This is a genomic window from Streptomyces sp. (assembly GCF_031181705.1).
Lineage (GTDB): Bacteria > Actinomycetota > Actinomycetes > Streptomycetales > Streptomycetaceae > Streptomyces.
The window spans coordinates 1-9,653 of sequence record NZ_JAPSKN010000180.1 but is presented as its reverse complement, the minus strand read 5'-3'; the positions used below and the strand labels follow the sequence as shown (position 1 = coordinate 9,653).

At 74.4% G+C, this 9,653-nt stretch carries 12 protein-coding genes; 5 read left to right on the top strand and 7 right to left on the bottom strand.

Annotation, left to right across the window (positions count from 1 at the left end; all coding sequences use genetic code 11):
* A partial coding sequence (locus RIN80_RS24520; protein ID WP_309097817.1) for an NAD(P)-dependent oxidoreductase occupies positions 1-403 on the top strand: 403 nt, incomplete at its 5' end.
* Between the two features lie 120 nt (positions 404-523).
* Positions 524-805 (top strand): chaplin, encoded by a 282-nt coding sequence (locus RIN80_RS24515; protein ID WP_309097816.1) that lies wholly within the window; start codon positions 524-526, stop codon positions 803-805.
* A gap of 105 nt (positions 806-910) precedes the next feature.
* Here the strand turns inward: RIN80_RS24515 and RIN80_RS24510 are convergent, their stop codons facing one another.
* From RIN80_RS24510 to chpG, 7 genes are all read right to left on the bottom strand, one after another.
* Entirely contained in the window at positions 911-1,777 is an 867-nt protein-coding gene (locus tag RIN80_RS24510; RefSeq protein WP_309097815.1) for a tyrosinase family protein, read from the bottom strand.
* A complete protein-coding gene (locus RIN80_RS24505; RefSeq protein ID WP_309097814.1) occupies positions 1,761-2,258 on the bottom strand; it encodes a tyrosinase family oxidase copper chaperone in 498 nt (165 codons plus the stop codon). Before RIN80_RS24505 ends, RIN80_RS24510 begins: the two co-directional genes overlap by 17 nt.
* Positions 2,259-2,364: 106 nt before the next feature.
* Positions 2,365-2,883 (bottom strand): hypothetical protein, encoded by a 519-nt coding sequence (locus RIN80_RS24500; protein ID WP_309097813.1) that lies wholly within the window; start codon positions 2,881-2,883, stop codon positions 2,365-2,367.
* Positions 2,884-3,012: 129 nt separating this feature from the next.
* Positions 3,013-3,618, bottom strand: coding sequence for a vitamin K epoxide reductase family protein (locus RIN80_RS24495; RefSeq protein ID WP_309097812.1), 606 nt, complete (start codon positions 3,616-3,618; stop codon positions 3,013-3,015).
* The gene (locus RIN80_RS24490; protein ID WP_309097811.1) at positions 3,615-3,899 is read right to left on the bottom strand and encodes a hypothetical protein; all 285 of its coding nucleotides are present in this window, start codon (positions 3,897-3,899) and stop codon (positions 3,615-3,617) included. The genes RIN80_RS24495 and RIN80_RS24490 overlap by 4 nt, the downstream gene beginning before the upstream one ends.
* Positions 3,900-4,090: 191 nt before the next feature.
* Positions 4,091-4,714, bottom strand: coding sequence for a hypothetical protein (locus RIN80_RS24485; protein ID WP_309097810.1), 624 nt, complete (start codon positions 4,712-4,714; stop codon positions 4,091-4,093).
* Between the two features lie 258 nt (positions 4,715-4,972).
* Positions 4,973-5,212 carry a chaplin ChpG gene (gene chpG, locus RIN80_RS24480; RefSeq protein WP_062926927.1) on the bottom strand — a complete coding sequence of 80 codons (240 nt, stop codon included), beginning with the start codon at positions 5,210-5,212 and terminating at the stop codon, positions 4,973-4,975.
* 476 nt (positions 5,213-5,688) lie between these two features.
* Between chpG and RIN80_RS24475 the strand changes: the two genes are divergently transcribed.
* From RIN80_RS24475 to RIN80_RS24465, 3 genes are read left to right on the top strand one after another with little or no spacing between them, the layout of a single operon-like run.
* Positions 5,689-6,852: a glycosyltransferase family 4 protein gene (locus tag RIN80_RS24475; protein WP_309097809.1), complete on the top strand. Its 1,164-nt coding sequence runs from the start codon at positions 5,689-5,691 to the stop codon at positions 6,850-6,852.
* The gene (locus tag RIN80_RS24470) at positions 6,849-8,273 is read left to right on the top strand and encodes an exopolysaccharide biosynthesis polyprenyl glycosylphosphotransferase (RefSeq protein ID WP_309097808.1); all 1,425 of its coding nucleotides are present in this window, start codon (positions 6,849-6,851) and stop codon (positions 8,271-8,273) included. Before RIN80_RS24475 ends, RIN80_RS24470 begins: the two co-directional genes overlap by 4 nt.
* 6 nt (positions 8,274-8,279) lie before the next feature.
* On the top strand, positions 8,280-9,623 hold the full coding sequence (locus RIN80_RS24465; RefSeq protein WP_309097807.1) for an O-antigen ligase family protein: 1,344 nt from the start codon (positions 8,280-8,282) through the stop codon (positions 9,621-9,623).
* Positions 9,624-9,653 lie beyond the last annotated feature (30 nt).

Genomic DNA, 9,653 nt, shown 5'->3' with positions numbered 1-9,653 from the left:
GGTGGGGGTGGGACTCGCCGCTTCCAAGGAGCGGCTGCTCGCCGACAGCGACTTCGTCTCGGTCCACCTCGCGCTGAGCGACCGCACCCGCGGCCTGCTCGGGGCCGCCGAACTCGCCCTGCTCAAGCCGACCGCCTACCTGGTCAACACCTCCCGCGCGGCGATCGTCGACCAGGACGCGCTGCTCGACGCCCTGCACACCGGCCGGATCGCGGGCGCGGGCGTCGACGTCTTCGACGTCGAGCCGCTGCCCGCGGGCCACCCCATGCGCACCGCCCCGCGCCTGCTCGCCACCCCGCACCTCGGCTACGTCTCGCACGCCAACTACGCGACCTACTACGGCCAGGCCGTCGAGGACATCCGGGCGTTCCTGGACGGCTCCCCGGTACGCCGGCTGCCCTGACCTGCCTTCAGGACGGGTGATCCGGCCGTGATCGCCGTGACCCGGCGTGAACGGGCGCGTTGAACGGGAAGCACGGCGGCTCCACCTGCCGCCTGTTCACCGAGTCAGAAGGAGAACGTGATGTCTCGCATCGCGAAGGCAGCCGGCGTCGCGCTGGGCACGGGTGCCGTGATGGTCAGCGGGGCCGGTCTGGCCCTGGCCGACGCGGGCGCCCAGGCCGCGGCTGTCGGGTCGCCGGGCGTCCTGTCGGGCAACGTCCTGCAGGTCCCGGTCCACATCCCGATCAACCTGTGCGGCAACACGGTCAACGTCATCGGCCTGCTGAACCCCGCATTCGGCAACGAGTGCGAGAACAAGGACGACCACAAGAACCACAAGGGTGGCTACGGGTACGGCCACTGAGCCGTACGCACCTCGTGCACACCAGGAAAGCCCCGGCACATTCCGTGCCGGGGCTTTCCGCATGGGCCGGGCCGACCCGCCCGATCCGGTGAACCCGGGGCGGTGTCACGCGTAGCGGTAGATCCGCCCGTGGTCCTCCAGTTGCTCGGGACTCACGTCCCACGGCGGCAGCTTCTCGTGCCGCGCCACGACCCGCCGGTACTGCGCGCTGCTCGGTCCGGGCGGCTTCGCCGGCAGGTAGCGGTGCTCGCGGTGGCGCCGCTGCCAGCGGGACCACACCAGGTCCAGGAAGGCGTGGTGCATCCAGAAGACCGGGTCGTTCACGGAGGCGCCCCCGACCATGGCCCCGCCGACCCAGCGGTGCACCCGGTTGTGGTTGTGCCAGGAGGCGCTGCCCCGCCCGGTGCCCCAGCCCTCCAGCTTGTTGCGGAAGCCCTTGCGGACCGTCGAGTCCCAGGGGGAGGCGTCGTAGAGCGGGTCCTTCAGCGCCCACTCCAGTTCGCTCTTCGTCGGCAGCTGGATCGGGTCGCGGGCGCGGCCGAGGTCGCGGGTGAGGAACTCCTCGTCGGTGACGCCCTCCTTGAGGGTCCAGTTGCCCTCCGCGTAGGCGAACGGCCCGGTCATCACCTGGCGGTCGGAGCGCCGTCCGTTGCCGCCGAGGAGGTCCGCGGTCCAGGGCGTGGACGTGGGCGAGCGGTCGCGCGTCCAGTCCCAGTACGGCACCGACACCGAGGCGTCGACCTTGCGCAGGGCCCGCTCCAGGTCCAGCAGGAACCGCCGGTGCCAGGGCAGGAACGAGGGCGCCATGTGGGCGGTGCGCAGTCCGTCCTCGCCGTCGGCGGTGTAGTACTCGATGTGCGTGCGGACGAACTCGTCGTACTCGCCCCGCCGTTTCACCTCCAGCATCGCCTTCACGAACCGGCGCTTCTCGGTGCGGGTCAGCGTGCTGACGTCCTTACGCGTGTACACCATGCGGGCCCCCCTCCTGGTGCCGGCCGTGGCCGGGCAGGTCGCGCAGGTGCCGCCCGGGGCCGAGCTCGTCGACGGCCGCGCGGGTCGCCGCCAGGGGGGTGGGGTAGGAGCGGTAGTGGTCGACCAGGCTGAGCCAGCTGCCGTCGGCGCGGCGCATCAGGTGCAGCGGCCGGCCGTCCACAGTGACGTGCCACTCCACGTCCGTGGCGGCCTGCTCCGGGGAGGGGACCGGCACGCCCCGGATGCGGCGGCCCCGGTAGACCTCCTCGAACTTGCCGTCCCCGGCGAGCACGTCCGTGTTCTTGCCCCCCGGCTGCGCGGACTCCCCGGACCGGGCGACCGCGACGACGGGGACGACCGCGGCGCCCAGTGCCGCGACCACGAGCCCGCGCATCAGGCCCCGCCGCGTCCGCCGCCCGTCACCCTCGGGCGCCGGTCCCGCCTGCGCGCCCATCGGTACTCCGCCGACCCCTACGACCATGCTGTGCTCCTCAATCCGCTCGGGCTGTCATAGCGGTAACAGCCCGAAGGCCCCCGCGGTCACCGCCGCGGGGGCCACACGAGAACTCCCGCTGCGGCCGGGCGCCCTACAGGCCGGGGCCGACGCCCAGGTCCGCGGTCGGGACCGTCTGCACCAGCGGGGACAGCACGCCCGCCTGCGGCAGCTTCGCCTGGGGCAGGCCGAAGCCGTCCGCGTTGGGCGAGGTGAGCGGGGCGTCGACGGACAGGCCCGGCGCCAGCGTGCGCAGGTCGGAGGCGGGGGCGTCGACGCCGACGTGGTCGAAGCCGGCGCCGAGGATGTGCGGCAGGGGCGCCCGCAGGTCGGCGCCGGGCAGTCCGCCGTGCACCGGCAGCTGCGGGATCGCCCGCTCCGGGATGAGCCGGCCCTCGACGTAGCGCGGCCCTTCGGGCGAGCCGGGCACGGGCACGGGGAGTTGCCCGGTGGCTTCGGGCAGTTCCACGTTGAGGGCCTTCTCGGCGCCGCCCAGCGGCACGGGGACGGGGACCGTGCCGACCGCGGCGGCGGGGGTCGCGGTGGCGGCGCCGGCCGCGGCCGCCACACACGTGATCACTGCGGCGAGGGTTCCTCGGGTGGTCGACTTCATCAGGGGTTCGGTCCCTTTCGCGTGTCGGGGCTCAGCGTGCGTACCGAGTAACGAGCCGGGGAACCGCACCAGCGCACAATTCCCCCGACTGCCGCAGTAATACGACGGACCGGCCCGGCACCCGGTCCGTCAGGTCGTCCAGAAGTCCCACCAGCGGATGAGGACCAGCATGGCGACGACCCCGGCGTGCAGCACCGGCGGCACCCAGGTGAACTCGTCGAGGAAGCGCCGCAGCGGGGCCGGTGCGGGCAGGAAGGCATGCCGTACGGCGAACGACGTGACGTACCAGAACAGGGGGATCGTCGCGACCCAGGCCAGGGCGCACCACAGGCACAGCGCGTTGATCCGGTACAGCGACTCGAACTGCAGCCAGGTCACGAACCCCACGCCGAACAGGCACCCGGCGTCGAAGGCCAGCCAGTACCAGCGCGGGAAGCGGGCCCCGGCCAGCAGGCTCACGCCGACGCAGACGACGACGCCGTAGGCGATCAGTCCCAGCATCGGGTTGGGGAACCCGAAGGCCTCGGCCTGGTCGCTCTCCATGACGCTGCCGCAGGAGACCACCGGGTTCAGGCTGCAGCCGGGGGTGAAGTCCGGGTCCCGCAGCAGCTCGACCTTGTCGAGGGTGATGATCCAGGACGCCAGCAGCCCGGCCGCCCCGGTGACGACGAGCAGCAGGGCGAACGCCCGGCCGGCGCCCGCCGTGCGCGCCGCCGCGGGGGCCGGTGGGGTCACTTCGGCAGGGGGAGACCGCCGAGCAGACCGCGGCTGGAGTTCAGCTTGGTCGTCGCCTGCTTGACGGTGCTGAGCACGGAGTCCTTGTTCTCGGTGTCGAGCGCGTTCGACTGGTGCTTGAGCGGCATCGGGTCGATGGGCTCGCGGGTGAGGGCGTTGACGGCGCCGTTGAGGCTGGTGGGGGTGACGTGCGCGGGGTCGTAGTCGGCGTGCGCGGGTGCGGCACCTGCGACGACGGCGAGGGAACCGGCAACGACGGCGGCGGCCTTCAGGGACTTCATCGTGGTCCTTTCCTGGGCGACTCGGGTCACCGTGTAGGGGGAATTTCCGACGCCGTGCCTAACGAGGCCTGTGCGGAGCGGAAACCCCGTCGGCAGAACCTCATATGAGTCGCTGAAAGAGAAAGCTGAAACAGAAAGCCGTGCCGGTCCGAGGGGACCGGCACGGCTTCGGGCGGGCGGGGCCGCTGTTGTCAGGGGGCCTTCGGCAGCGAGGGCAGGCCGGCCAGGTCGGGGGCGGGCAGTTCACTGCCGACCAGGGTCGCGGCGACGGTGTTGACGAGGCTCGTGACGACGGCGTTGACGGCCGGTGTGACCTGGGCGCTCTCGCCGGAGGTGACGGCCTTGAGCAGACCGCCGGTGGCCTTCTCCAGGGCGTCGAGCGCCTCGGTCACGAGCCCTTCCGGCACCTCGGCCCGGTCCTCGACGGGCGCGGGCAGGGTGCTGGCCTGCGGCAGCGGGCTGTCCGGGGCGGTGGTGCCGGGCGCGGTCGCGGCCGGGGAGGCGGTCGCCTGGTCGATGGCGTCCTGCACCGAGGTGCTCAGCTTGGCCGCCTCGGAGGGCGGCAGTTGCCCGCCGTCCGCCTTGAGCACGGCGGTCAGCAGGTCGGCGACCGGGGTGAGCACGCCGCCGAGGTCGCCCAGGCCCTCGACCTGGCCGAGGAGTGCGTCCGCGTCGGGTACGGGGGCCCGGGACGCCGTGTGGGCGCGCTCCGGGGCGAAGGCGCTGTCGGCGGCCACGGCCACGGGCCCGGTGACCGCGAGCAGCAGCGTGGCGCAGAGTGCGGGGGTCGCGATTCGCCGTACGGGCAGACGCATGGGGGTTCCTTTCGGTGGTGCGTCGGATCTTGTGCCCACCGTGCGAGTGGCCGCAACGCTCCGCAACCGAGCGAACGCACCAGGTCAGCCCCCTGTCCGCGCGCCCGCGGCGTCCCCCCTGGTGAGGCGGCGTGCGCGCGAGGGACCCACCGGACGGCATGCCCGCCCCCGTTCGGGGCAACCAGCCGCGTGACGCGAACCGGCCGCCCTCCCGCATGGTCCTACGGGAAGGCGGCCGGTCTGGGTTCCGCAACGACGTCAGTCGTTCTCGCACTCGTTGCCGAACGCCGGGTTCAGCAGGCCGATGATGTCGACCGTGTTGCCGCAGACGTTGACCGGGATGTGCAGCGGAACCTGGACGACGTTGCCGGACAGCACACCCGGGGAGTGGGCGGCGGCGGCCTGCGCGCCGGCGTCGGCGGCGGCGATGCCGGTGCTGCCCGCGACAGCGGCAGCGGCAGCGGAGGTCAGGACCAGGCCCTTCGCGATACGCGACATGGAGAGGTGCTCCTTGGGGTTGACACAAACATCCGGGCGGATGCCCGGCGCTGTGTCAACGCGTGGCGTGCGCGCGAGTTGTGCCGCCAAAGGAGTGATCCGACCGCGGTGACCCTCTTCACGGTTCCGACACACATGCCCGGTTTCTCCGTAATAGTACGGGTTGCGACTACAGTTGCGGACCTCTCAACGCACCCCGACAACTAGCAGATCGCACTGATGACGGACCCCCGACACGCCTCACGAAAGGCCCGCCGGTCCCGCGGACCGCAGACGCCTCGCTCGTCCTTTCGACGGGCCACCCGCGGAGACCACGTTCCGCGAAGCCCTGCGGTGCGGTGGTGACCAGGGGCCGTCCGGCTCGTTGCCCAGCGGGACGCGGCGTGCGCCGGCGCGGCTTTCGGCGCTGTCGGTACCCGGTAGTGAGGCGCGTTCCCGCCGTCCCGAGCGCCGTCCGTGAGCGAGGAAAACCGCGCATGCACCAGCCACCGACCGACCCTGAGCCACGGGTCCTCCACGTCACCCAGCCCGTGGACGGCGGCGTCGCCCGCGTCGTGACGGACCTGGCCCGGGCCCAGCTCGCCGCCGGCCTGCGGGTCACGGTCGCCTGCCCCGACAGCCCCCTCGCGGCCCGGCTCGCGGCGCTCGGCGCGGACGTGCGGCCCTGGGCGGCCACCCGGGCGCCGGGGCCGTCGCTCGGCGGCGAGGTACGGCGGCTCGCCGGGATCGTCGCGGACGTCCGGCCCGATCTGGTGCACGCGCACAGCGCCAAGGCCGGACTGGCCGGGCGGCTCGCCGTGCGGGGGCGGATCCCGACGGTGTTCCAGCCGCACGCCTGGTCGTTCGAGGCGGTCGGCGGGACCACCGCGGCCCTGGCGCGCGGCTGGGAGCGGTGGGGAGCGCGCTGGGCCGAGCGGGTGGTCTGCGTGAGCGAGGCGGAACGCCGGCGGGGTGAGACGGCCGGGATCCGCGGGCGGTGGACCGTCGTACCCAACGGCATCGACGTCGAGCGCTTCCGTCCGGCCAGCGCCGGCACCGTACGGGCGCGGCTGCTGCCGGACAGCGATCCGGGGGCGCCGCTGGTGGTCTGCGTGGGGCGGCTGTGCCGGCAGAAGGGCCAGGACGTCCTGCTGACGGCATGGGAGTCGGTGCTGCGGCGGATGCCCGGGGCGCGGCTGGTGCTGGTCGGCGACGGCCCCGACCAGGGCCGGCTGCGGGCCCTGGCGCCCCCGTCGGTGCGGTTCGCCGGGGGCGTCACCGACGTCGTGCCCTGGTACCAGGCGGCGGACCTGGTCGTCCTGCCGTCGCGCTGGGAAGGCATGGCCCTGGCGCCGCTGGAGGCCATGGCGTGCGGGCGGCCGGTGGTGGTGACGGACGTGGGCGGGGCCCGGGAGAGCCTGCCGCCCGGCCTCGCGCCGCACTGCCTGGTGCCCGCCGTCGCCCCGGCGGCCCTGGCCGCGGCCGTCACCGGGCTGCTGCCGGACGCGCCGCTGCGCGCGTCGCTGGGCGACGCCGGGCGCCGGCACGTCCTGACCACGCACGACGTGCGCCGCACGGCTCAGGCGGTCGCGGACGTGTACCGCGAACTCCTGGGCGGGCGCGCCGTGTCCACCGAGCACAGGGAGTCAGTCCACTCGTGACCGCGGAAAGCACCGTCCCCCCTCCCGCCGGGCAGCCCCGGGACCTCGGATCCACGCCGGTGACACTGCTGCCGCCGCGCGGCACCACGGCGGGCTTCCGGCCGGCCGCCGGACGGCCCGCTGCCCGGCCCGTGTCGCCGCTGCCGCTGCTCGCCGCGGACGGCACCGCCGCCGTGCTGGGCGCGCTCGCGCTCACCGGCACCCAGCGTCACCCGCTGCTGCTGGCCGTGCTGGTGACCGTCTCGCTGCTGCTGCGTCCCCACCGGAACGCCCGCGTGCCGGCCCTGCTGGACGAACTGCCCGCCCTGAGCGCCCGGATCGCCGTGGCCTGGCTGGCGCTCGCGGCGTTCACGGCCGCCTACGCCCCGCAGCACGCGCTCTCCGCCCGGACGCTGCTCACCGGTTTCCTGCTGCAGACCGCGGTGGGCTGCGCCGGGCGCGGCGCCGTGCACGCCCACCGGCGCGCGGAGCTGCTGCGCCGGCCGCGGGCCGCGCTCGTCGTCGGGCCCGCCGCCACCGCGCAGCGGGTGGCCGCGGCCGTGCTGCGCCAGCCCCGCTACGGGGTGCGGCCGGTGGGCGTCGTCGCCGACGCGCCGGACGGCGCCGAGGGGCTGCCCGTGCTGACCACGGGCGAGGAGGTCCAGCGCGCGCTGATCCAGAACGGGGTGCGCGAGGTGCTGGCCGTGCACCCCTCGGTGCGGGCCGGGCAGGGGCCGCTGCTGCGGGCGCTGGCCGAGTCGGGCTGCGCGGTGTGGGAGATCGACCCGGACGTGCCGTCGTACCGGTCGCCCGACCGGCTCGCCGGGTTCTCCTGCCGTCGCCTCGACCTCGGGGCGGAGCCGCGTGGCAGCGCCGGCAAGCGGGCGCTGGACGTCGTGGTGTCCGGGGCGCTGCTGCTGGTGGTCAGCCCGCTGCTGCTGGTGTGCGCGGTGGTGCTGCGGGCGAGCGACGGGCCCGGTGTGGTGTTCCGGCAGGAGCGGATCGGCAAGGGCGGGCGGCCCTTCACGCTGCTGAAGTTCCGCACCCACCGCCCGGTCGACGAACACGAGTCGGCGACCCGCTGGAGCGTCGCGGACGAACGCCGGATGCCGTGGTTCTGCCGCTTCCTGCGCCGCACCTCGCTGGACGAGCTGCTGCAGCTGTGGAACGTGCTGCGCGGCGACATGAGCCTGGTCGGGCCGCGGCCCGAACGCCCTTACTTCGTCGCCCAGTTCGGCCAGACCTACCCGGGCTACGCGGCGCGGCACCGGATGCGGACCGGCATCACGGGCCTGTCGCAGGTGCACGGGCTGCGCGGCGACACCTCGATCGAGGACCGGGCCCGGTACGACAACGCCTACATCGACGACTGGTCGCTGTGGCAGGACGTCTGCCTGCTGCTGCGTACCGCGGCCGCGCTCGTGCGTCCGACGGGGAGCTGAAGCCGGATGACCCGGGTCGGGGCGTACGCGCCCGTTCTTCCGCTGCTGGCCGTCGTCGTCCTGCTCGCGCTGCCGCTGGGACCGGGCGGCGAGGGCGGGGCAGGGCCGGCCGACGCGGTGTCCGCCGCGGTCGTGCTGTTCTGCGCGGTCCGGCTCGTACGCGACCGGCGGCGGCCGCTGTCCCCGACGGCCGCGGTGGTTCTCGGGCTTCCGGTGCTCGGGGTGGCCGTCGCCGCGATGGGGGCGGTGTCGCCGGGCGAGGGGCTCACCGGCCTCGGCCGCTACCTCCAGGTCTTCGTGCTGGTCCCGGCTGCTGTGCTGCTGCTGCTGCGGGACCGGGCCGACTTCCGGTTGCTGGCCTGGTCGTTCGTGGGGCTGGCGGTGTGGCAGGGGGCCGTCGGGGTGCACCAGTACGCGACCGGGACCGGCGCGTCGTACCAGGGGCGGCCGGTGCGGGCGGTGGGCACGTTCGGGGCGCAGGACGTGATGGGGATGGCCACGGTCGTCTCGCTCGGGCTGGTGTGCGCGGTGGGTCTCGCGCTCGGTGCCGGGCCCGTGCGGCAGCGGATCATCGGTCTCGCCTGCGCGCTGGTGCTGCTGCCGCCGCTCGCGCTGTCCTTCAGCCGCGGGGCGTGGATCGCGACGGCGGTGACGGTCGCGGCGCAACTGCTGCTGTCCGGGTTGCGGCGGGCGTTGACGGCCGGGGCGGTGGTGGTGGCGGTGGGCGTGATCGTGGTGGGCGGCTTCGGGCTGGGTACGGCGATGCTGCAGGAGCGGGTCAGCAGCATCACGCGGGTCGCGGACGCGCCCGACCAGTCGGTGACCGACCGGTACACCATGTGGGCTGCGGCGACCGGGATGTGGGGCGAGCATCCGGTGGCCGGGGTGGGGCTCAAGGGCTTTCCGGAACACCGGGACTCGCACGCCTCCCTGGCGCTCTCGGCGGGCAGCGACACGGAGGGCGCGGGCGCGGCCTTCCGCAAGCAGCCGCTGCTGTCCCCGCACAACATGTATCTGCTCGTCCTGTCCGAGCAGGGCCTGCTGGGGCTCCTGGCCCTGGCGGGCAGCTGGCTGGCGCTCCTGCTGTGCGCGGTGCGCGCCCTGTGGCGGACCCGGCGTTCCGGCACCCCGGGCCTGGATTGCGGCCTCGTCGCCTGCGGCCTGCTGGTCTGGCAACTGACGGACTTCGCCTACGCCGACATCGGCGGCCCGTCCACGGTCCTGACGGCGATGTGCTTCGGCTTGGCGGCGTGGTGGGGGCTGGCCGCCGCGAACGCCCGGCCGCGGCCCGGCGGGGACGGTGCCGGATCCGGCGCCCGGACCCTGGCGGAAGGGACACCGGCACGATGACGGTGACGCCTGAACAGACGGGCACGGGCG

Coding starts and splice junctions, on each gene's coding strand:
- RIN80_RS24515 (WP_309097816.1), top strand. CDS start 524: ATGTCTCGCATCGCGAAGGCAGCCGGCGTCGCGCTGGGCACGGGTGCC.
- RIN80_RS24510 (WP_309097815.1), bottom strand. CDS start 1,777: ATGGTGTACACGCGTAAGGACGTCAGCACGCTGACCCGCACCGAGAAG.
- RIN80_RS24505 (WP_309097814.1), bottom strand. CDS start 2,258: ATGGTCGTAGGGGTCGGCGGAGTACCGATGGGCGCGCAGGCGGGACCG.
- RIN80_RS24500 (WP_309097813.1), bottom strand. CDS start 2,883: ATGAAGTCGACCACCCGAGGAACCCTCGCCGCAGTGATCACGTGTGTG.
- RIN80_RS24490 (WP_309097811.1), bottom strand. CDS start 3,899: ATGAAGTCCCTGAAGGCCGCCGCCGTCGTTGCCGGTTCCCTCGCCGTC.
- RIN80_RS24485 (WP_309097810.1), bottom strand. CDS start 4,714: ATGCGTCTGCCCGTACGGCGAATCGCGACCCCCGCACTCTGCGCCACG.
- chpG (WP_062926927.1), bottom strand. CDS start 5,212: ATGTCGCGTATCGCGAAGGGCCTGGTCCTGACCTCCGCTGCCGCTGCC.
- RIN80_RS24475 (WP_309097809.1), top strand. CDS start 5,689: ATGCACCAGCCACCGACCGACCCTGAGCCACGGGTCCTCCACGTCACC.
- RIN80_RS24465 (WP_309097807.1), top strand. CDS start 8,280: ATGACCCGGGTCGGGGCGTACGCGCCCGTTCTTCCGCTGCTGGCCGTC.